At 58.2% G+C, this 20,862-nt stretch carries 16 protein-coding genes; 9 read left to right on the forward strand and 7 right to left on the reverse strand.

Annotation, left to right across the window (positions count from 1 at the left end; all coding sequences use genetic code 11):
* Positions 1-88 precede the first annotated feature (88 nt).
* Complete coding sequence (locus AB8E48_RS05575) at positions 89-478, forward strand: DUF1304 domain-containing protein (RefSeq protein ID WP_368886038.1); 390 nt, start codon at positions 89-91, stop codon at positions 476-478.
* Between the two features lie 152 nt (positions 479-630).
* Here AB8E48_RS05575 and AB8E48_RS05580 read toward each other — a convergent pair whose 3' ends face one another.
* Complete coding sequence (locus AB8E48_RS05580; protein ID WP_368886039.1) at positions 631-1,419, reverse strand: DNA-3-methyladenine glycosylase I; 789 nt, start codon at positions 1,417-1,419, stop codon at positions 631-633.
* A 213-nt stretch (positions 1,420-1,632) separates the two neighbouring features.
* The gene (locus AB8E48_RS05585) at positions 1,633-2,244 is read right to left on the reverse strand and encodes a methylated-DNA--[protein]-cysteine S-methyltransferase (RefSeq protein ID WP_368886040.1); all 612 of its coding nucleotides are present in this window, start codon (positions 2,242-2,244) and stop codon (positions 1,633-1,635) included.
* Between the two features lie 309 nt (positions 2,245-2,553).
* Between AB8E48_RS05585 and AB8E48_RS05590 the strand changes: the two genes are divergently transcribed.
* Positions 2,554-3,156: a hypothetical protein gene (locus AB8E48_RS05590; protein ID WP_368886041.1), complete on the forward strand. Its 603-nt coding sequence runs from the start codon at positions 2,554-2,556 to the stop codon at positions 3,154-3,156.
* 106 nt (positions 3,157-3,262) lie between these two features.
* On the opposite strand, the gene AB8E48_RS05595 is transcribed toward AB8E48_RS05590, so the two are convergent.
* The 4 genes from AB8E48_RS05595 to AB8E48_RS05610 all read right to left on the reverse strand — a co-directional run bounded on the left by AB8E48_RS05595 (position 3,263) and on the right by AB8E48_RS05610 (position 8,728).
* Positions 3,263-3,577 (reverse strand): N-acyl-D-glutamate deacylase, encoded by a 315-nt coding sequence (locus AB8E48_RS05595; RefSeq protein ID WP_246827224.1) that lies wholly within the window; start codon positions 3,575-3,577, stop codon positions 3,263-3,265.
* Positions 3,578-4,243: 666 nt separating this feature from the next.
* Positions 4,244-5,800, reverse strand: coding sequence for a glycerol kinase GlpK (gene glpK / locus AB8E48_RS05600; protein WP_368886042.1), 1,557 nt, complete (start codon positions 5,798-5,800; stop codon positions 4,244-4,246).
* A 42-nt stretch (positions 5,801-5,842) separates the two neighbouring features.
* Positions 5,843-6,640: an MIP/aquaporin family protein gene (locus tag AB8E48_RS05605; protein ID WP_368886043.1), complete on the reverse strand. Its 798-nt coding sequence runs from the start codon at positions 6,638-6,640 to the stop codon at positions 5,843-5,845.
* A gap of 342 nt (positions 6,641-6,982) precedes the next feature.
* A complete protein-coding gene (locus AB8E48_RS05610) occupies positions 6,983-8,728 on the reverse strand; it encodes a glycerol-3-phosphate dehydrogenase/oxidase (protein WP_368886044.1) in 1,746 nt (581 codons plus the stop codon).
* A 123-nt stretch (positions 8,729-8,851) separates the two neighbouring features.
* Here AB8E48_RS05610 and AB8E48_RS05615 point away from each other — a divergent pair, with 123 nt between their 5' ends.
* The 3 genes from AB8E48_RS05615 (at position 8,852) to AB8E48_RS05625 (ending at position 12,259) form a co-directional block, all read left to right on the forward strand.
* Positions 8,852-9,799 carry a sugar-binding transcriptional regulator gene (locus AB8E48_RS05615; protein WP_049359844.1) on the forward strand — a complete coding sequence of 316 codons (948 nt, stop codon included), beginning with the start codon at positions 8,852-8,854 and terminating at the stop codon, positions 9,797-9,799.
* A 252-nt stretch (positions 9,800-10,051) separates the two neighbouring features.
* A complete protein-coding gene (locus AB8E48_RS05620; RefSeq protein ID WP_368886045.1) occupies positions 10,052-11,428 on the forward strand; it encodes a 6-pyruvoyl tetrahydrobiopterin synthase in 1,377 nt (458 codons plus the stop codon).
* Positions 11,429-11,440: 12 nt separating this feature from the next.
* On the forward strand, positions 11,441-12,259 hold the full coding sequence (locus AB8E48_RS05625) for a transcriptional initiation protein Tat (protein WP_368886046.1): 819 nt from the start codon (positions 11,441-11,443) through the stop codon (positions 12,257-12,259).
* A gap of 184 nt (positions 12,260-12,443) precedes the next feature.
* On the opposite strand, the gene AB8E48_RS05630 is transcribed toward AB8E48_RS05625, so the two are convergent.
* The gene (locus tag AB8E48_RS05630; RefSeq protein WP_368886047.1) at positions 12,444-13,370 is read right to left on the reverse strand and encodes a LysR family transcriptional regulator; all 927 of its coding nucleotides are present in this window, start codon (positions 13,368-13,370) and stop codon (positions 12,444-12,446) included.
* 509 nt (positions 13,371-13,879) lie between these two features.
* Between AB8E48_RS05630 and AB8E48_RS05635 the strand changes: the two genes are divergently transcribed.
* The 4 genes from AB8E48_RS05635 to AB8E48_RS05650 all read left to right on the forward strand — a co-directional run bounded on the left by AB8E48_RS05635 (position 13,880) and on the right by AB8E48_RS05650 (position 20,857).
* Positions 13,880-17,371, forward strand: coding sequence for a bifunctional proline dehydrogenase/L-glutamate gamma-semialdehyde dehydrogenase (locus tag AB8E48_RS05635; protein ID WP_368886048.1), 3,492 nt, complete (start codon positions 13,880-13,882; stop codon positions 17,369-17,371).
* Between the two features lie 367 nt (positions 17,372-17,738).
* A complete protein-coding gene (gcvH, locus tag AB8E48_RS05640) occupies positions 17,739-18,131 on the forward strand; it encodes a glycine cleavage system protein GcvH (protein ID WP_298594368.1) in 393 nt (130 codons plus the stop codon).
* Positions 18,132-18,728: 597 nt separating this feature from the next.
* Positions 18,729-19,502, forward strand: a complete 774-nt coding sequence (gene ftsR, locus AB8E48_RS05645) for a transcriptional regulator FtsR (protein WP_294603306.1) — start codon at positions 18,729-18,731, stop codon at positions 19,500-19,502.
* Between the two features lie 707 nt (positions 19,503-20,209).
* Positions 20,210-20,857 carry a MerR family transcriptional regulator gene (locus tag AB8E48_RS05650; RefSeq protein ID WP_303950304.1) on the forward strand — a complete coding sequence of 216 codons (648 nt, stop codon included), beginning with the start codon at positions 20,210-20,212 and terminating at the stop codon, positions 20,855-20,857.
* Positions 20,858-20,862: the final 5 nt, after the last annotated feature.

The raw sequence follows: 20,862 nt of genomic DNA on the forward strand, positions 1-20,862 counted from the left end.
GCATGATTCTGAACATCACCACAGGCTGTACTCCAGAATAAAGAACGGGCAGGTGCCTAATAGAACACCTACTGCTTAAGGAAAAACAATGCAGGCACTCGCAACGATTACTACTGTCTTTGCCTTCGTCGCAATCGCTATTCACGTGTACATCTGGATCATCGAGTCCTTCCTCTGGACTAAGCCCAAGGGCCGCGAAACCTTCGGCATGACCGAAGAATTCGCCGAGTCCACCAAGGAGATGGCAGCAAATCAGGGCCTGTACAACCTGATGCTCGCCTGGAATGCCGCAACCGGTCTGCTGGCTTTCTGGTTCGGTTCCCCGCAGGTGGGCGTGGCACTCATGTTCGCAGGCCTGGGTTCCATGGCAATCGCAGGTATCTACCTGTTCCTCACCTCCCCGGCAAAGCGCAAGCCTGCGCTAATCCAGCTGACCCCGCCGCTGCTGTCTCTGATTTTCCTCTTTGTGACGATCTAATAGAGTCGGCAACCTAGCTATGCGGAAGGGAACCTCCGAGTTTTTGGGGCCGCGTGCTGCTTCTCAGGAAGTAGCACGCGGCTTTTCTATGTCCAGGTTTCTACGCCCGGGTTTCTATGTCCGGGAGCGCCTTCGCACAGAGACTCAAAAGCTTAGTCGAAGAGACCCGAACAACCTCGCCGATGCGAACCCACCAGGTGAGCGTCCACCATGCCGACCGCACACATGAGTGCGTAGGCGGTCACCGGCCCCAGAAACACCCCTCCTAGAGCTTTAAAAGACTTTGCAAGAAGCGCGGACTCAGCGGTATCGGTCGGAATATCCTCCAAAGTATGCGGAGTGATAGTCTCGCTCGGCGCAAAGGACCACAGCCACGCCGGTAGCCCGCCCGGCACACGCGTGCTGTCAGATAGGGTGCGCTCGCGCATCCGGTCCAAATCTTCGTGGCTTAGCGTACGAACTCGGCGGCGGCGAGCGTCTGCCGCCTCGGTGCTGTCTGCGCTGGATGAGACGGACGCCAGAGCAATGAGGGGAAGAACAACCTCATCAGCTGAAGCATCTTGTGACGTTGCGGCAAGCTCACGCATCCGAATGGTCAGCCGTGCATTGGAAATGACCGCGCGAATCTTCCTCTCGTTACGGATAATCTCTTCATCCTGAAGGAGGTGTGCAACATCCTGGTCGGTGAACGCAGCCACGCGTTCGGGATCGAAACCTTCGAAAGCGCGACGGAAAGCCTCGCGGCGGGCAAGAATCGTGCGCCAGGAGAGCCCCACCTGAAAAGCTTCAAGGCTCAGGGCTTCGAAGAGTCCACGCTCGTCGGTGACGGGCATGCCCCATTCGGTGTCGTAGTAGTTGCGCAGAAGCTCATCAGTCACCCACGTGGGGTAGCTCGGGGCGTTTTTGAGGGGGTCGGCAGGAATAGTAGGTTGCGAGGTCACGGTTTCTCCTCTCTGAGAAGTCTGTATCTGATTCGAAGTCTTAGGAATCATGTTCTACTTAAACACTAACCCCAACATGGAATAATCGCAACTATATTCTATTTCGTGTCGTGTTGTAGAGCATCGAAACCGAAACCAGGTACGAAAAAGGGCGGGATACGCATCCGATGCATACCCCACCCCTCATGAGCTTCGAAGACTAGTCGGCAGGCGCTAGAAGAGCCGCGCCTCCCGCACCTCTTCAGGCTCCTCCAAATCCAGGAGGAACTGCTTACGCTCAACACCGCCAGCGTAGCCGGTCAGGCTACCGTCAGCACCAATAACGCGGTGACAAGGGATCATGATAGAAACCTTATTGCGGCCAACCGCCTGACCCACCGCCTGCGCCGGAGCACCCGGGCCAACCGCACGCGAAATCTCGCCGTAGGTCGTGGTGTACCCGGCAGGAACAGTCTTCAGATGCTCCCACACAATCAGCTGAAAATCGGTGCCCTCAGGATCTAGAGGCAACGTAAAAGAAGTGCGCTTGCGGTTAAAGTACTCGGAGAGCTCCACCTCAGCACGGGACAGCAACTGCGCCGCAGTATACTCGCCGGTAGGCTCTTCATCGTCCGCCGTACCGTGCTCCCGCAGGTAGGTGCCGGGATTATCAATCAGTGTGCCGAGCTCATGGGGGAGCGGAAAATGCCCCTGGTCCTCGTACCAAATGCCGACAAGAGCATCCTCGCGGGCGGCGATGTAGAGCGTGCCCACGGGGCTTGCATAGCGCGTGTACCAGCGCGCGAGCGCTTCCGGCGGCTGCGGCGAATCGGTCGCTTTGGTCATGCTCTTCCTCGTAGGCTCGTGGGCGTGTACTGCAGATGGTATTAGGGGTAAATATCCCTTTCAACCATCATAGGGGAGGCGTGCCTCCGTACCGTACCCGTAGCGGGTTTTGTCTATAACTAACCGCTACGAGATATACACATCGCCGGTTACGGCTCTCACGAGGTCCCGCCAATTTTGATTGAGCCCGAAGACCTGGCATTCTGTGAAGTACACACCGATACACCGCAATTCAATACTCCGGCTTCTCCACCCCGCACCGGGTGGGGGATGACCTGTGTTTCTCGTACCTCAACGATGGGTTCAACGATGACTGAAATTGCAAGGAGAAACATGGAAGACCTGAAAGACCTCCGCCGGCAGCTCAATGAAAACCCGGAGAGTCGAGAGCTCAATAACCGTTACGCGCAGGCGTGTCTTGACATCGCGAAAGAATACACCGTTACGTCCCAGGGGCATATCTTTATTTGCGCGCCCTCAGATTTTGAAGCCGTACAGTACGTCATGGCCAAGATCCCTGATGCTTCGCTTCTAGATGGCGAAACTCTGGAGGAATACAACCGCCTGGACAGAGCCGTTACCCAAGCTCGTATAAATAGAGGTAGGCCCGGTAGCAAGATGGGCATTTACTATGCCCTCGTCCTTTTTATAGTGATGCCTTCCATGGCGGCACCAATCCTTCTGCTGTGGGAGCTCACCGTGCTTGGCTCAGACCACACCCGCGACCCGAGCGTCCTCATTTACCTGATTCCGGTCGCCCTCATTACCGCTGCGCTCATCTGGGGTGGGTGGCTTGTTGAGCGAATCCCCGGCTGGAAATATAACGCTCTGATAGTCGAAAAGAACAAAAAGATAGAACTAGCCAGAACCGAAGCTGAAGCGCAGCGGAGCACTGACTCAAACCAGAAATAATCTTGAGTGCAGGGTCGGACTCTGAACCGCGATTTTAATGCAAATGTGCCGCCTCACCGGTATCAGTGAGGCGGCACATTTATATTGTCTGGGGAAGAGGAGCTCGCTACTTAGCGGCTACCCCGTTGGTATTGCCCTCCGTGTGGTGCAGGTGCGGCAGGTGGGTCGAGTGCAGGTCGTGACCGAGCACATCGTGCGCATCCGGGTCCTCGTTCGGGAGCACGTGCGAGTACTTGGAGTAGTAGCGGTACAGCGCGTAGGCGCCAATCACCGTCAGCACGATAGCAACGCCCAGAGCCCACGGCACAGCCGCGGCAGAGTACAGGGCGGAGAAGAGCACCAGCAACCAGGAGAGAGCAGCTGCAAGAACCGAAACGTTCATAGCAATAATTGCAAGCTTGCGGCGACGGACATCAACCATAATCGGTGCGGGATAACCCGCTCCCTCCTTCCAGCGGAGCGTACCTCCGCTCTCGTGAGCACCGGGTAGGTGCCAGATGCTTAACTAACCGCCATCTTCGCGGTTAGAGTAGGACCAATAAGCCTATACATCTATGATACGGCGCGAGAAGTAGACATAAAAGGCGTACAAACACCATTAGATAAACCCCACATGCCAGGTGAACGGGTATCTCAAGAAGAGACATAAAACGAGTGATTTTTACGGTGAGAACTGCACCAAGAAAAGCGAAACCCCACTCATCGTTAATACAGAGAAGCCTGTAACAAGAGCTAAAAGCCCGTCCGCCGCGGTATCCGGAACCACGGCGGACGGTGATAGGAGCGTAAATAAGTATCAGCGCGAACCGCTGGTTGCGTGAGGAAACCCAGAATATGTCAACGGGATCCTGCACGGTACTGACACCTCACGAACAATACCGCGGGAAGCAGCCGGCGGAAGATACTGCATTTACAATCACCCACCGTACCCCAGCACTAATTTTTGTAGAAATTACGCCGCAATAAACGCTGAATTGAGCGTCATAAAACAGCGAAAAGCCCCGGCTGTTTCAACCCCATAGCGGGGGAGAAGCAGCCGGGGCTTCGTTAGTACGCGGGCCGTGCCGTTAGGCAACGGGTGCTGCGATTAGGCGGTCGGAACGTCCTCGTCAACCCACTCGAGGGTGCGGGAGACAGCCTTCTTCCACAGGCGGTACTGGCGGTCAACCTCTGCGGGCTCCATGGAGGGCAGCCAGCGCTTGTCTTCAGCCCAGTTGTCCGCAACGTCCTGCTCGCCGCTCCAGAAACCAACAGCGATACCTGCAGCGTATGCTGCGCCCAGAGCGGTGGTCTCAACAACCTTCGGGCGAATCACGGGAACGCCGAGGATGTCAGCCTGGAACTGCATGAGGAACTCGTTAGCGGTCATGCCGCCGTCCACGCGCAGCTCGGAGAGCTCAACACCGGAGTCAGCGTTCATTGCGTCCAGAACCTCGCGGGTCTGGAATGCGGTTGCTTCCAGCGCTGCACGCACGATGTGTGCACGGTTCACGTAGCGGGTCAGACCAACGATGACACCGCGAGCGTCGGAACGCCAGTGCGGTGCGAACAGGCCGGAGAATGCGGGAACAACGTAGCAGCCACCGGAGTCCTTGACGGAGGTAGCCAGTTCCTCAGACTCTGCAGCGTGCTCAATCATGCGCAGGTTGTCGCGCAGCCACTGGATCAGGGAGCCGCTCATCGCGACCGAACCTTCCAGAGCGTAGACGGGAGCTGCGTCGCCAATCTTGTAGGCAACGGTGGTCAGCAAACCGTTGTTGGAGAAGACGGGCTCGTTGCCGGTGTTCATGAGCATGAAGTTACCGGTACCGTAGGTGTTCTTCGCCATGCCCTTCTCGAAGCAAGCCTGACCGAAGGTTGCAGCCTGCTGGTCACCCAGGATACCCGCGATGGGGGTGCCCCTGAGCAGACCGGTTGCGCGGCCGAAGCCGTACACCTCGGAGGAGGACTTGATTTCGGGCAGCATGCTCATGGGAATACCCATGTCTGCAGCGATCTGCGGATCCCATTCGAGGGTGCGGATGTTCATCAGCAGGGTACGGGATGCGTTGGTTACGTCGGTGACGTGAACGCCGCCGTCAACACCACCGGTCAGGTTCCAGACCAGCCAGGTGTCGGTGTTGCCGAAGAGCAGGTCGCCGCGTTCTGCGCGCTCGCGTGCGCCTTCAACGTTGTCCAGGATCCACTTGATCTTGGGGCCGGAGAAGTAGGTGGAGAGGTTCAGGCCGACGATGTCGTGGTACTTGCCAACGCCCTCTTCGCCTGCGAGCTCTTCAACGATTTCCTGGGTGCGGGTGTCCTGCCAGACGATTGCGTTGTAGACGGGCTCACCGGTGTTCTTGTCCCACACGACGGTGGTTTCACGCTGGTTGGTGATGCCGACTGCAGCGATTTCGTGGTGGTTGACTTCGCCGTTTGCCATAGCCATTGCTACGACCTTACGGACGTTCTGCCAAATTTCGGTTGCGTTGTGCTCGACCCAGCCGGCCTTGGGGAAGATCTGCTCGTGCTCGAGCTGGCCTTGAGCCACGTTCTCGCCCGCCTTGTTGAACAGGATCGCGCGGGAGCTGGTGGTGCCCTGGTCGATGGAGAGGATGTACTTGCGCTCGACGTTGAGGGTTGCGGAGTGCAGAGAAGTCGTCATTGATTTTTCCTTAGAACAAAAGAACGGGGGTATTAGAGAGGTTTAGAGGGGCAGAACTGCCGGAACGATCAGGCCTGCGAGGATAGCGCCGATGATTGGGCCAACAACCGGAACCCATGCGTAAGACCAGTTGGAGCCGGTCTTACCGGGGATGGGCAGGAAGGTGTAGGCGATACGGGGGCCGAGGTCACGTGCGGGGTTGATAGCGGAACCGGTTGCGCCACCGAGGTTCATACTGATGGATACAACGACCAGGGCAACAGCCAGGGGGCCGAGCTCGCTGGGGGTCTTACCGGATGCGATGATCCAGCCAATCAGGACGAAGGTGCCGATAATCTCGGTGAGCAAGTTCCAGCCGTAGGACTTGATGGCGGGGCCGGTTGCGAAGATGCCGAGGCGGTCGCCCGGGTCCTCATCGAAGTGCTTCTTGTAGGTGAGGTACGCTCCGGTTGCGCCGGCCATTGCGCCGAGCATCTGAGCGACGATGTACAGGGCAATGTTGCCGGGGGTTGCGGGAACGCCGGTTGCCAGGTCGCGGCCTGCGGTTGCCAGGCCAACGGTCACAGCGGGGTTCAGGTGTGCACCGGAATGGAAGGAGAGGTACACGGCGGTGAACACTGCCAGACCCCATCCGAAGGTGATAACACCCCAGCCTGCGTCCTTAGCGTAGGACTTCTTGAGGGTCACTGCGGCACATACGCCGGCACCGAGCAGAATCATGATGAAGGTGCCGAAGAACTCGGAAACGAAGATTCCGAGGGTGGTGGGGGCGCCGGATGCATCCACGAGAGCGGAAGAGCCGGCTGCAAGTACAGTTCCTGCGGAAGTAAGAAGAGACATTGTTGCTCCTTGAAGACGAAGCGTCTGGAAGGCAAGCGAACCTTTGCTTGCGCATTCCCGTGCATCCTCACCGCACGGGCGGATCGGGGCACAACGCTGTGCTGAAATGTGTAGCGGTTGCTACGAAAAGTTGATAGATGTTTCTGGATGAGAAGCAGTTTGTACCAGTGGGCTAACCCCGTATTTAACTCGCTGCTTCTTAGCTAGGGGAATATCGTAAACGGTTATTTAACCGTCCGTCCACCCCTCACCAAAATGTGAGATAACTCATAACAGATGAGGGGTGAACGGTTGGTTCGTGCTGAATAAACGGTTACGAAAGGTAGGTGGATTCTCTAAGGATTAGAGCTTCACGCGGGGTGCCACGGGGGTGACAGCCTCAATCTTTGCCGATGCCTCAGCGTCGGTGGAGGTGGACTCAGCCTCGCGCATTGCTGCAACGCGTGCTGCGTAGAGGTCGAGCTCTTCCTTAACCTTCTTGTCGTCCCAGCCAAGCTCGGCACGCATGATGTCGAGGATCTCGTCTGCTGCTGCCAGGCCGCGGTCACGCTGCTCAAGGTCGAGGCGTACGCGGCGGACCAGAACGTCCTCCAGGTGCAGGGCACCTTCGTAGCGGACAGCGAAAACGACGTCTGCACGCAGGAACTGGGGCGCCTTAGCCAGGGGAGCACCGAGAGAGGGGTCAGCGTCGATGAGAGCGCCGAGGTCCTCAATCTGCGATCCGTAACGCTCGAGCAGGTGGGTGATACGGTCCTCATCCCAGCCGTAACGCTCTGCGTAGCGTGCACGGTTAGCGGCGATTGCGTGGTAGCCTTCAGCACCAACCAGGCCGATGGTTGCGGTCACGGAGGGGTTCTGCTTAGCCTGCTCGCCCAGTGCGAAGTCCACAGCGTCGGCAGCCATCACACGGTAGGTGGTGAGCTTGCCGCCTGCGATTGCGCTCATGCCGGGTGCAACCTCGGTCACGGTGTGCTCGCGGGAAACCTTGGTGGATGCTGCGCCGTCCTTGACCTTGGGCTGCAGCAGCGGACGCAGGCCGGTGTAGGTGCCGATGATATCCTCGCGGGTCAGCGGGTTAGCGATCAGCTTGTTAGCCTGCATCAGCACGTAGTCGATGTCCTTGCTGGTTGCGACGGGGCGCTCGCGGTCCTCGGAGTAGGGGGTGTCGGTGGTGCCGATGATCCAGTAACGCTGCCAGGGGATGATGAAGAGAACGGACTTCTCAGTCTTGGTGAAGATACCGCTGGTTGCGTTGATGCGGTCGCGGGGAACCACGATGTGGATACCCTTGGAAGCCAGAACCTCCAGGCCTGCATCGGGGTTAGCCAGGGACTCGGACTCTTCGGTCCACACGCCGGTTGCGTTGATGACGTGCTTTGCGCGCACGTTCAGGCGCTCGCCGGTCTCCAGGTCTGCCAGCTCTGCGCCGATGACGCGGCCGGATGCGTCCTTGGTGAAGCCGACAACCTGGGTGCGGGATGCAGCCAGTGCGCCGTAGCCTGCAGCGGTGCGGACGACGTCGATGACGAGGCGTGCGTCGTCAACGCGTGCGTCGTAGAACTGGATTGCGCCGCTGAATGCGGAGTCCTTGATGTCGGGGAAGACGGTCTTGGTGCCGGTCTTGGTGAAGTGACGCTGGGAGGGGACGCCCTTGTTGCCGCGGGAACCGAGGAATGCGAGGGTGTCGTACATGCCGATGCCGATTGCGGAGTATGCGCGCTCGATGACGGGCATCTTCAGGGGCCACAGGAAGGGCTGTGCGTGCACCAGGTGGGGTGCGATCTTGTTCAGCAGCAGGCCGCGCTCGGTCAGTGCTTCGGTCACGAGCTTGAAGTCGAGGTTGTAGAGGTAGCGCAGGCCGCCGTGAACGAGCTTGGAGGACCATGCGCTGGTGCCTGCAGCCCAGTCGCCTGCTTCGACGATACCGGTGCGCAGACCGCGGGTTGCTGCGTCGAGGGCAATGCCTGCACCGGTGATGCCGCCGCCGACGACCAAGATGTCGAGTTCTTCGTTGACCATGCTCTTGAGCGCCTTGGCGCGGGACTCGGCGGTCAGCTGAGACTGCTGTGCAATGTGCTGGGAGCTCATGTACTGCTCTTTCCTGTATTGCCGCTTGTGCGGCGTGGGGGTTTCATCTTGCATTTAGTAAAACCCAATGGTGAAATAATAACCAAGCAGTATGAACGGATTTTCACTGGGGGTCTGTGGCAGATGAACGAACGCGCTAACCATACCTATGAGGCAGCGCAGCTGTACTACATCCACAACATGACGATGGACGCTATCGCGGCTCGTCTGGGGGTTTCTCGAGCCACTGTGTCGCGTCTGCTTAAAAGTGCTCGTGAGAGCGGCATGGTGCAGATCCGTCTAGATGATTCCTTCCGTGCCCGCAGCGAGCTTGAGCGCCGCATCGGCGAGCGCTATAAAGTGCGCGTTACTCTCGTGAATGTCCGTTCGGACGCCACCCCCATCGCCCGCATGAGCCAGGTGTCCCGTACTGCGGCGGCTCTACTTGATTCCCTGATTGATAATGGAACGAGCCTGGGTGTGGCGTGGGGTTCAACCATGACTGAGATTTCTCGTCATCTGCCGCGCCGCCCACTGAAGGGCGTGACTGTGGTGCAGATGAATGGTGCCGGTAACGCGCACCATTCGGGTATTCCGTACCTGGGCTCCTTGCTGGGGCAGTTGGTGAATGCCTATGATGCGCAGACTATCCATTTTCCGGTTCCCGCGTTCTTTGACTATGCGGACACGAAGACTGCCATGTGGCGTGAGCGTAGCGTGCAGAAGAATCTGCATGCCCAGCAGAATGTTGACCTTGCTATTTTTGGCGTGGGTGCTTTTGGCGGGCCTATTCCTTCTCACGTGTACTCGGGTGGCTATTTTGAGGTGCAGGAGCAGCGTCAGTTGCGTGAGCTGGGCGTTGTGGGGGATATGTGCACGATTCTTCTGCGTGAGGACGGCTCATGGGCTGATCTTGAGTTGAATAAGCGTGCGTCCGGTCCGACTCCGAAGGAGCTTGCCCGCATTCCGCGCCGTATTTGCGTTGCGTCCGGTACTCACCGTGTGCGTGCTTTGCGCGGCGCGTTGCGTACGGGCGCAATTACTGACTTGGTTCTTGATGATGCCCTGGCAAAGGCGCTCATGGAGAAATAGCTAAAAATAATCGCCACGAGTGCGAGAGTCTGTGGTGATGGGTTAAAGGGGCACCTTGAATCTGAATGGGTAGTGCTGAGAGTTTTCCTGGTGAAGCTCTCAAGCGTCGCCTGAACAATGTTTCAAGGTGCCCTTTAGTGTCGTCAAAAACTGCTTTCTGACCCTACAATGTGAAACGTTTGCGCATGTGAAAGCGCATATTTGTGCACTCCATTGAAGATGTGCGCCACTCACCGTTAGAAAGAACCAACCATGACCCCCACCTATAACGCCCAGGCGAATCCGCACCTGGGCGCACCCGGCATTACCACCATGCACGGTGATGCCCAGTCCTCTGACGCTACTCCTCTTGCCGGCCCCGGCGCAGGCAATTGGAAGATTACCGGCACGAAGCTCGGCGGCGCCTGCCCGACGATCCTTGCCGGACGCGACGGCTTCATTCAGGTGCTCTGCACCCAGGTCTTCGCCCACGGCGAGTTCATCACCCCGAAGCTTTCTATTCTTGACCCGCATACGGGTCGTGAACTTTCGCACCTGGACATTCCGAAGGGCGCGCTGCTGGGCGGTGTGTACGCTTACCTTGACGGGCAGGACCGCATGGTTCTGGTGGATGGCTCCCAGTGCCTGCTGCGCCTTTCTCATTCCAACGACGGACGCAGCATCCGGGTTGATGAGCGTATTGACCTGAGCCGCATGCTTGCCCAGAGTGCTAACGATGCTGTGGTTGGTCTGGTGCCCGACTGGTCCGGTCGCATTTGGGTTGCCACGAAAAATGGCTACATTACGGTGATTGATTCTGCCCGCGGCACGATTCGTTCTATGCGTCTGAATAAGGCGTCGATTGCTGGTGAGCGTATCGATAACTCGATTTCGGCGTGCCCGCAGGGTGTGAGCGTGGTGACCTCCCACGCGATTTATATGCTGAACGCTACGGCAACCGGTGCCCCCGTCCTCAAGTGGTGGCATGCCTATGACCGGGGTAGCGCCCGCAAGCCGGGCAAGCTCGCGTGGGGCTCGGGTGCCTCTCCGACGTTCTTTGGCCCGAACGGCTCCGATTACGTGATGCTGACCGATAACTCTGATATTCAGGAGTCGGTCATTGTGTATCGCACCGATAATGGTGCGAAGGTCGGTAGTGCTGGCCTCTTTACCGCCGGTACTTCTGGCACTGAGAACTCCATGATTGGTGTGGGTAACACGATGGTGGGTGCAAGCACCTACGGCTACCCCTACCCGAAGTACCCTGAGGGTGCCGGCCCGTCGGTTCCGGCGAACGCACTTTTTGCCCCCGGTATGGAGCGTTGGGATATTACCGGTCGCGGTCTGCGTAAGATTTGGGACCGTAGGGATGTGTACTCTTCGGCTGTTCCGCGCTATTCCACTGCTGACGGGCTGATTTACACGTGTGAGCGTCGCCGCGGCCCGGCTGGTTTGGCGAATGGTGCCTACGCGTGGGCTGTCGCGATTGATATGGAAACCGGTAAGACTGTGCACGAGCAACGCCTGCCTCAGCATGTGAGTCTGCTGCTTGGCGGCGGTGACACCCTGCAGATGGTGGGCACGATTGACCGTTACGGCACCTGGTGGCAGGGCACGATTAGCGGCGTGTACCGTATCGCGAAGGCATAAGGGGAGTAGAAAATGACTAAGAATAATCTGATGAATGCTTCTCGCCGTACCGCGTTGAAGGTTGCGGGCGCTTCGGCTGCCCTGGTGGCTGGCGGCGTGAGCGCTGCGGAGGCGGCAACTCGTTCGGGCGGTAAGCGCGCTCGCGTGAGCCCGGTGACCCAGCGCCCTGGCGGACAGCGTGGCGGGCAGCGCGGTCAGCACGGCGGTGGACAGCACAGTGGTGGACAGAACGGTGGCGCGGCGAGTTCTGCGCTGGTGCAGGTTCCGATGCGCTATAACGAGTCGTGCATCCGCCTGGAGTTGAAGGCTGCTAACGGTGTGCAGGCTGTGCCTTTGCAGAGTCAGCCGGCGCGTACTGTTGCTTTCCGGAATCTGCCGACTCGTCTGAGCATTATTAATGAGGGCAATTCGACTCTGCCGGTGGGTACGCGCCTGATGGTGCGTGCTCGCGCGCAGGATCCGAAGACCGGCTTGTTGCTGAATCCTGCGGTGACTCTTCGCGTGACCTCTGGTCAGGCGGTGTCGCCTTCGGGTGGCTTGGGCGCTTCGGCTCTGGTGGCTCCGGTGGATGCTCTGAATCTTGATGCGGTGCGCCGTAGCGAACAGACCGGTCAGGCTGGTTCCGGCAGTGAGAACGTTCTGGAGTTGCGTACTGCTATTCCTCGCGGTCACCGTCTGGATGTTCAGCTGAATTATCAGGTGGCTTCGGGCGTTGCCGGTTCTGCATTGAAGCAGGTTCATGTGAGCGCTGTGCTGGATATGGCGGCGGCTGGTTTGTCGTCGTCGTTCTATGAGGTTCAGAGCCCGGCTGTGGTTGCTTCGCTGAACTAGCAGTTGAACTGGCGCTTGTGGAGAATGGGCGCGGCGGGGGAGTAGCTCCACTGTTGTGTGCTTTTTATACCTCTATATATAGGCGCCTGTTCAAAAGGCACAGTGAAAGGTCGGGGTCGTTCGTAGGAACGGCCCTGACCTTTGCGTTGTCTAGTGCGCCGGGTTGGGCGGCGGCTGAGTTTTCCTATGCGGTTTCGGTTTTTTCACGTTCGCCGAATGCCACCTTGACCGCGTGGTGCAGCGCTTCGCGCACCATGGCGATGGCGGGGTTGGCGGCAGATTCCCGGCGTACGGCAGTAAAGATTTTGCGGGAGGGCTTGCCGGGTAGCTCCACGATGCGTAGCCCCTCGGTGGTGGAGAGTGAAGAGAGGATGAAGCCGGGCACGATGGTGACGGCGAATCCGGCCTTGACGAGGTTGGAGTTCGTGATCATGTCGTTGGCGCTGTAGCGGATGACCGGTTCGAATCCTGCGGTGCGGCACTGGTTGAGTGCCCAGCTGCGGGAGGTGTTTTGCTCCATTTCGAGTACCCAGGGCAGTGCGTGCGCCTCTTCAATGGAGGTGATGGTGGAGGTGCTGGGCACAATCAGGCTGAGCGGGTCTTCGGTGAGTAGCTCGGAGTGCAGCTCGGGGTATTCGGGGATGTGGTGGTGCGGGTAGGCTTCGGAGAGTACCATGTCGTATTCGCGGCTTCGGGTCAGGGAGGTGCCGGTTTCGGGGTCGATTTGCAGTACCTGCAGGGTGAGCGAGGGGGCGTGCTCGGCGAGGTAGCTGAGGGTTTCCGGTAGCAACGCGAAGGCGGCGGACTGGAAGATGGCGAGGCGCACCATGCCGGCGGGTTCGCCGGTGAGGTTGGCGACGGAGGTTTGCATGCGGTCGAGTTCGCGCAGGATACTGCGGGCGCTGTCGACGATGATGAGTCCGGCACTGGTGAGCTGTACGCGCCTGCCGATGCGCTGCAACAGCGGGGTGCCGGTTTCTTTTTCGAGGGTGGCAATCTGCTGGGAGACGGCGGAGGGGGTGAGGCTGAGCGCTTCTGCGGCGGCGATGATGGTGCCGCGTTCTTGGATTTCGAGGAGCATTTGCATGCGTCGGATGTCGTAGATTGACACGTTTTTCTCCCTGGTGCGCCCGGTTGTTCTGCAGATTGTGCCTCTGAGCTCTTCCGTGGTGCGTCTCTCATTGTGGACTCTTGTCTATGGTACCGCGTGGGCTTTGTTGCGGCTCTTTTTGAGACGGCGGGGATCTTGGATGCGCATGTTGGCTTGTGTGACGGGTATTTTGCGTGAACGTGATGATTCTCAGGGGCGAAGATGCTTTTGGGAATGGTTTTGAAGTGTTCGATTGTTACGAAATCGGTTCGGTATTTGCGTTCTGAAAGTGCTAGCCTGAGAGAGATGGATAGCGATGTTGCTATGGTCTTCGTTTCTTCTCTTTGGGCTCGGTGTTCGGAGGGTTGCCGGGCGGGAACCACGCTACACAATCATTTAGAAAAACTAAATGGATTTTGGAAAAAACATTCAGTTTTTCTAATGAGGTATTTATTACCCTTTTGTGGTGAAATAGAGACATCGCCAAACGTGGTGTGCACCGCACACAGTGAGATAGTTAGGAGTCAAGGATGACCCATCCTTTCGCATCTGAGCACTACCAGAAGATGGCTCTGGAAGCTCGTCAGCTTGTTCGTCAGTGGGTAAACGAGTCCCAGTCGATCAAGCCCACCTTCGCGGCTGAGCAGCTCGCCGGTGTTCTGAAGGACCCCAATGGTCTTCCCTTCACCGTCGGCTTTGTTGATGGCGTTATTCGCCCCGAAGACGACAACGTCTCCGGCCGCAACCTTTCCCGTATTTCCGGCCTGGCACCTTCCTTCCTGCCCTGGTACATGAAGTCCGCTGTTGGCTTCGGTGGCAAGCTGGCTGGCAAGGTCGCATGGCCTACCGTTCCCGTTGCACGCCGCGTGCTGCGCGAGATGGTCGGTCACCTGATTGTCGACGCTTCCGAGGAGAAGCTGGGCGACGCAATTGCAGAGCTGACCAAGACCGGTAACCGCCTGAACGTCAACCTGCTCGGTGAGGCAGTTCTGGGTGACAAGGAAGCAGAGCACCGCCTGGCTGAGACCAAGCGCCTGCTGGCACGTGACGACGTTGACTACGTCTCCATTAAGGTGTCCGCTGTTTCCGGCCCCCACCAGCACTGGGCATTCGACGAGGTCGTTGAGACCGCTGTTCGCCGCCTGACCCCGCTGTACGAGCTGGCTGCTTCTTCCTCCCCCAAGAAGTTCATCAACCTGGACATGGAGGAGTACAAGGACCTCGACCTGACCATCGAGGTGTTCACCAAGATTCTGGACCAGCCGCACCTGAAGGATCTGGAAGCCGGTATCGTGCTCCAGGCATACCTGCCCGACACCCTGGCTGCAATGCAGCGCCTGCAGGCATGGGCTGCTAAGCGTGTTGAGGCTGGCGGCGCTGGCGTCAAGGTCCGCCTGGTGAAGGGTGCAAACCTTTCCATGGAAATCGTGGAAGCTGTTATGCACGGCTGGCCGCTGACCACCTGGGACACCAAGCAGGCTGCTGACACCAACTACAAGCGCGTTCTGGACTACGCACTGCGCCCCGAGCACGTGAAGAACATCCGCCTCGGTATCGCAGGCCACAACCTCTTCGACGTTGCTTTCGCACTGCTGCTGTCCGAGGACCGTGGCGTGAAGGATCGCGTCGAGTTCGAGATGCTGATTGGTATGGCTGAGCAGCAGGCTGAGATTATCCGCCGCCGCGTTGGCCACCTGCTCCTGTACGTGCCCGTCGTGAACCCCAAGGAATTCGACGTTGCTATCGCATACCTGATCCGTCGTCTCGAGGAGAACGCTTCCTCCGAGAACTTCATGTCCGGTATCTTCGACCTGGCAACCGACGAGTCCATCTTCAAGCGCGAAGAGGACCGCTTCATGCGTGCACTGAACTCCGTCACCGACGAGGTTCCCGCATCCAAGCGTTCCCAGAACCGTCTGACCGAGAACGAGGACAACGTCTTCGTACCGGCTGGCCGCTTCGAGAACACCCCCGACACCGACCCCGCACTGGCAGGTAACCGCGAGTGGGGCCGTGCAATCCTCGAGCGCTCCAAGACCACCAAGCTGGGCATCGAAACCCTCAAGGCTAACGAGCTGACCAGCGAAGCTGACGCAGAGAAGCTGATCAAGGAAACCGAAGAGGCAGGCAAGGCATGGGGTAAGCTCTCCGGCCACGAGCGTGCAGAGATTCTGCGCAAGGTCGGTAAGGCTATCGCACTGCGCCGCGGTGACCTGCTTGAGGTTATGGCAGCTGAGGCTGGCAAGACCCTGGAGCAGGGCGACACCGAGGTCTCCGAGGCAATCGACTTCGCATACTACTACGCAATGCTGGCCGAGGACCTCGAGAAGATCGACGGCGCAAAGCCCAAGTCCGTTGACCTGACCCTGGTTGTTCCCCCGTGGAACTTCCCGACCGCTATCCCCGCTGGTGGTGTTCTGGCTGGTCTGGCTGCAGGTTCTGCTGTCATCTTCAAGCCCGCAACCATCACCGCTCGCACCGGTGCACTGATCGCAGAGATTATGTGGGATGCAGGCGTTCCCAAGGAAGTTCTGAAGCTCGTCAAGGTTGTTGACCGCGCTGCAGGTAAGCTGCTCATCTCGCACCCCGAGGTTGACCGCCTGATCCTGACCGGTGGTTACGAGACCGCTGAGCTCTTCCGCTCCTGGCGTGATGACCTGCCCCTGTTCGGTGAGACCTCGGGTAAGAACTCCATCATCGTCACCCCGAACGCTGACATCGACCTCGCCGTCAAGGACGTCGTTTACTCGGCATTCGGCCACGCAGGTCAGAAGTGCTCCGCTGGTTCGACCGTCATCCTGGTTGGCTCCGTGGCACAGTCCGAGCGTTTCCGTCGCCAGCTGATTGACTCCGTCAGCTCCCTGCACGTGGCACACCCGCAGGACATCGAGTCCCAGATGGGCCCCGTTGTTCAGAAGCCGGAAGAGAAGCTGCTGCGCGGTCTGACCACCCTCGGCCCGGGCGAGCGTTGGCTCATCCAGCCCAAGGAACTGGACGAGACCGGCCGCCTCTGGAGCCCCGGTGTTCGCGAAGGCGTCAAGCCCGGTTCCGAGTACCACATGACCGAGTACTTCGGCCCCATCCTGGGCATCATGACCGCTGACACCCTGGAAGAGGCAATCGAGCTGCAGAACGCACCCGACTACGGTCTGACCGCAGGCCTGCACTCGCTGGATGCTGACGAGCTCGAGCTGTGGCTCTCCAAGGTCCAGGCAGGTAACCTGTACGTCAACCGTGCAATTACCGGTGCAATCGTTCAGCGTCAGCCCTTCGGTGGTTGGAAGAAGTCCACCGTGGGTTCCGGTACCAAGGCTGGTGGCCCCAGCTACCTGATCGCTTTGTCCGATTGGGAGCCCGCACAGGCAACCGCGACCGCAACCACCCAGTCGGTGACCGTCCGCGAGACCCTGGCTACCATCGAGAACTCCGAGCTCGGCAAGCGCGATGACTTCGCATTCATCAAGCGCGGTGTCTCCTCTGACGCACACGCTTGGGACACCGAGTTCGGCTTCGGCCACGATCCCTCGAAGCTGGGCGTCGAGCGCAACATCCTGCGCTACGTACCCACCCAGGTTCTGGTTCGTGCAGACGAGTCCGCATCGCCCGCAGAGACCCTGCGCGTTGTGCTCGCCGGTCTGGCAGCTAACGCACCGGTTGCTCTGTCCGTCGGTAAGGACCTGCCGGTCGACGTCCGCGGCGTCCTGGAGAACAAGGGTGTCAAGTACGAGGTCAAGTCGGACGCTCAGTTCCGCGAGTACCTGGCTTCGAACGCTAAGACCCCGGTTCGCGCACTGGCTGGTACCCCGCTGGAAGGCACCCGTATCCGCTACATCGGTAACGATGTGAAGTCCATCTACTCGGCACTGGGTGGTCGCCCGGATGTTGCAGTGTACTTCGCACCGGTCACCGAGGCTGGCCGTATCGAGATGCTGCCCTTCCTCCGCGAGCAGGCTGTTTCGATTACCGCACACCGTTTCGGTAACCCGAACCGCTTCTCCGAGCGCGTCATTTCTTCCCGCTAAGGCGCTGTGAGAGTTTAGCTCTCTAGCCTAAGGCTCAGGGCCCTGCACCTTCATGGTGTGGGGTCCTGAGCTTTTTGCGTATCTGGTGGCTGTATGCCGGGGAGGGTTTGGAGAAGAATAGGGACGGGGTGTTGGAGGTGAGTAATAGAGGTGCCTCTAGAACCTTGGGAAGGGGCGATTGTTAAGGGGTTAGATGGGATGAGGAAAATATAGTGTCATAGAAGTGGTACGGGGGTGTTTAGACGTGCCCCGCGTTACTTCTTATGTGATAATTGATGTAGGACGTTCCGTCATCCCACACACGGAACGGCACCGTGCGCGGAATGGTCCGCGCTACGCAAGATCACACTGAAAGGACACCGCTGCTATGAGCAACGTTCCCGCAGAACTCTCTTACACTTCTGAGCACGAGTGGGTTTCCGCTCTCACCGCTGAGGGCACCGTACGAGTTGGTATTACCGACCACGCTCAGGATGCACTGGGTGACGTCGTCTACGTCGACCTTCCCTCTGTTGGCGATTCTGTAGCTGCTGAGGATAGCTTCGGTGAGATTGAGTCCACCAAGTCTGTCTCTGACCTCTTCGCTCCCGTTGCTGGAGAGATTGTTGCAGTGAACGAGGGTCTGGAGGATGACCCCGCACTGGTTAACTCCGATCCTTACGGCGAGGGCTGGATTGTTGAGATTCGCCCCGAGAACGCTGACGACCTGGCTAACCTGCTGGATGCAGAGGCATACAAGGCTGAGCTGGCTAAGCTCTAAGTCGATAGACTCTATAGCCCTGACGTTCCTCAAAATAAGAGGTACGTACTGATAAAACGGCGAGACCGATTGGTCTCGCCGTTTTTTCATTTAAAGTGCACACAAACGCAAATAAACGGATGTATATAAGGTTCATCTTGAGGGTCACTGAAGCCGTCGAAGGGGCTTGAAATATGGCTAAACCCCTAGTGGGAGCCTCTTTCAAGTTAAATGTGATGAAAACTTCAACTATCGCGAGAAGATAAAATTTTCTCCGTAAAGCAGTCCAATATGGGGTATGAGTGTTAGGAATATTGGAATTTTGCTAAAATTGGTATTGTCTCTACAGAATAGTGTTTGATTGTGTGGCTATTTTTGGGTTCAAAAAGCCCCTGAAAAGGGCGAACTAAATAGCAAAATGCCTTGTGAGGCTATAAGATTGTCTCGAAGGTTTGCGGTTTATCATTTCGTGATAAACAACTGAACTTATCTATCACACTCTCAACACTAAGCAAAGATGTTCGGCACGAAGCGAGACCCTCAACCGGGGGAACGAGCCACTCACTCAAACTTCGGCTCGTATCGACATCGGCTGAACAAAGTACCCGAAAGACATAGATGACCTCACGCATCGATGAAAACCTCACTAACGCTGAGGTTGAACTAGAGGACGTGGAGAACGGCGACTCTGACCGTAACCCGCGTGACGTTAAGAGCCGGACCATTGGTCAGGTTCTTAGCCAGCTCGACCTGGAGTTCCCCGGAATTAGCGCCTCCAAGATTCGCTTCCTGGAGGAGCGCGGCCTGGTGCACCCCAGCCGTACCGAAACCGGTTACCGCAAGTACTCCCAGACTGATATTGAGCGCCTGCGCTACATTCTCACTATGCAGCGCGATCACTACATGCCGCTCAAGGTGATTCGTCAGCATCTGGAGGACCTGGAAGCCGGTCGCGTGCTGAACTCCATGCCCGCCACCGTAAGTGAAGACGTTCTGGACACCGTCCTCGGACCGGATGAGCAGGAAGGTCGCACCTACACCCTCCGCGAGCTGGCAGAATATGCTAACACCACTCCCGAGCTGATTCGCGAGCTGATTGACTTTGGACTGCTCGAAGACGGCTCGGATGTGGAGTACACCGATTACGATGTGCTGATTGCCCGCGTGAGCGCAGAGCTGACCCAGCATGGCATTCAGCCTCGTCACCTGCGCGCATTCAAGTCTGCGGCAGACCGCGAAATTTCCCTCGTGGAAATCGCAGTGGCTCCGCTGGCATCGCGCCGCGACGCAGCCTCCCAGGCTCAGGCGCAGGAACGAGCTGACAAGATTCGCAAGTTGTGCCTGCAACTGCACGCAACTCTCGTCGAATCGGCAATGCCTACCTACGAGTAGGCGAACGAAGGCCCAGACAACCGGACCGTCTACCCTTCACAACTCTTGCGGTTCTACCGCACCCCACATGGGGTTTTCCTGTCGGGAAACACTGCTGACCACGGTGCTTCCCTCTATGGTCCCTACTCGCACCAACGGGTAGCGGCCTCTAGACTTGGACGAAGCCGACGCTGGCACGCTCGGAATTTCTACCCCTTCGTCCAACACGAAGAGCTTTCTCACCAGGGGGCTCCCGGCCTGCCAAGGCTATTCACTCAACTCAGCTGTAAATGCGTACGGACTACCTATCCGTACGCATTTACTTTTTAAACTTCCGCCACGCAGCGGAGATGGGGGAAGCGAACCGAATGGCGGGGGAGGGGCGCCTCATACGGTGTTAATGCAGGAGAATGAATCTGAAAAGATCATTCGCTCCGGTGGGTTCAATTTTAAGTAGAGCCCTCTATCAGTTAAAATAGATTGAACAACCGCGCCTATCGCGCATCGGTCGCACTATCGAATCGTGTTCTGCGAATCGTATTGTCGAACCAATGTGTAGCATTGAAAACCGCGCCGGAACCGAGAGGAACCACGCGAATCATAGACGCAGATTCCAAGGCTCGCCCCTAGAATCTCACCCGAAACTCGGGTCTACACCGGAACGATATCGACCGCATTTGATAGGGCGCGGTGAAGCACTTAAAAGGGTTTAACGAAAAGGAGGGACCGTGCTAGAGCAGCAGGTAGCCGAAAATGCAGGCGAGGCCGCAGGCACCCAAGAGGCACCCCAGGGCTTCGACCAGCCCCTGGACGGCTTCGATACCCTCTTCCCCGTAGCACCGCCTCCGCGCGGTGAACAGGGCGTACTCTTCACTGACCCTGTCTCCGTGGTCGAGGAAAACCTCGGCTACCGTGGCGCCGTCGCCTGCAAGGCAGCCGGCATCACCTACCGTCAGCTCGACTACTGGGCACGCACCGACCTGGTTGTACCCACCGTGCGTGGCGCATCCGGCTCCGGTACCCAGCGCCTCTACAGCTTCCGCGACGTGCTCGTACTCAAGATCGTGAAGCGACTGCTCGACACCGGCGTGTCCCTGCAGCAGATTCGTACCTCCATTGAGCACCTGCGTACCCGCGGCATTGACGACCTCGCGAACATCACCCTGATGAGTGATGGCACCACCGTCTACGAATGCACCTCCCCGAGCGAAGTTATTGACCTGGTTCAGGCGGGTCAGGGTGTCTTTGGTATCGCTATCGGTCGCGTCTGGCGCGAAATCGAAATGAACCTCAACGGCCAGCCCGGCGAAGAAATGCACGAAAACTTCGAGGGCGACGAACTCGCCGCCCGCCGTGCCCGCCGCGCACAGGCATAAAACAT

It is taken from the genome of Rothia mucilaginosa (assembly GCF_964211445.1).
In the GTDB taxonomy this organism is placed as follows: Bacteria; Actinomycetota; Actinomycetes; order Actinomycetales; family Micrococcaceae; genus Rothia; species Rothia mucilaginosa_E.

Coding starts and splice junctions, on each gene's coding strand:
- AB8E48_RS05575 (WP_368886038.1), top strand. CDS start 89: ATGCAGGCACTCGCAACGATTACTACTGTCTTTGCCTTCGTCGCAATC.
- AB8E48_RS05585 (WP_368886040.1), bottom strand. CDS start 2,244: ATGACCAAAGCGACCGATTCGCCGCAGCCGCCGGAAGCGCTCGCGCGC.
- AB8E48_RS05590 (WP_368886041.1), top strand. CDS start 2,554: ATGACTGAAATTGCAAGGAGAAACATGGAAGACCTGAAAGACCTCCGC.
- AB8E48_RS05595 (WP_246827224.1), bottom strand. CDS start 3,577: ATGGTTGATGTCCGTCGCCGCAAGCTTGCAATTATTGCTATGAACGTT.
- glpK (WP_368886042.1), bottom strand. CDS start 5,800: ATGACGACTTCTCTGCACTCCGCAACCCTCAACGTCGAGCGCAAGTAC.
- AB8E48_RS05605 (WP_368886043.1), bottom strand. CDS start 6,640: ATGTCTCTTCTTACTTCCGCAGGAACTGTACTTGCAGCCGGCTCTTCC.
- AB8E48_RS05610 (WP_368886044.1), bottom strand. CDS start 8,728: ATGAGCTCCCAGCACATTGCACAGCAGTCTCAGCTGACCGCCGAGTCC.
- AB8E48_RS05615 (WP_049359844.1), top strand. CDS start 8,852: ATGAACGAACGCGCTAACCATACCTATGAGGCAGCGCAGCTGTACTAC.
- AB8E48_RS05620 (WP_368886045.1), top strand. CDS start 10,052: ATGACCCCCACCTATAACGCCCAGGCGAATCCGCACCTGGGCGCACCC.
- AB8E48_RS05625 (WP_368886046.1), top strand. CDS start 11,441: ATGACTAAGAATAATCTGATGAATGCTTCTCGCCGTACCGCGTTGAAG.
- AB8E48_RS05635 (WP_368886048.1), top strand. CDS start 13,880: ATGACCCATCCTTTCGCATCTGAGCACTACCAGAAGATGGCTCTGGAA.
- gcvH (WP_298594368.1), top strand. CDS start 17,739: ATGAGCAACGTTCCCGCAGAACTCTCTTACACTTCTGAGCACGAGTGG.
- ftsR (WP_294603306.1), top strand. CDS start 18,729: ATGACCTCACGCATCGATGAAAACCTCACTAACGCTGAGGTTGAACTA.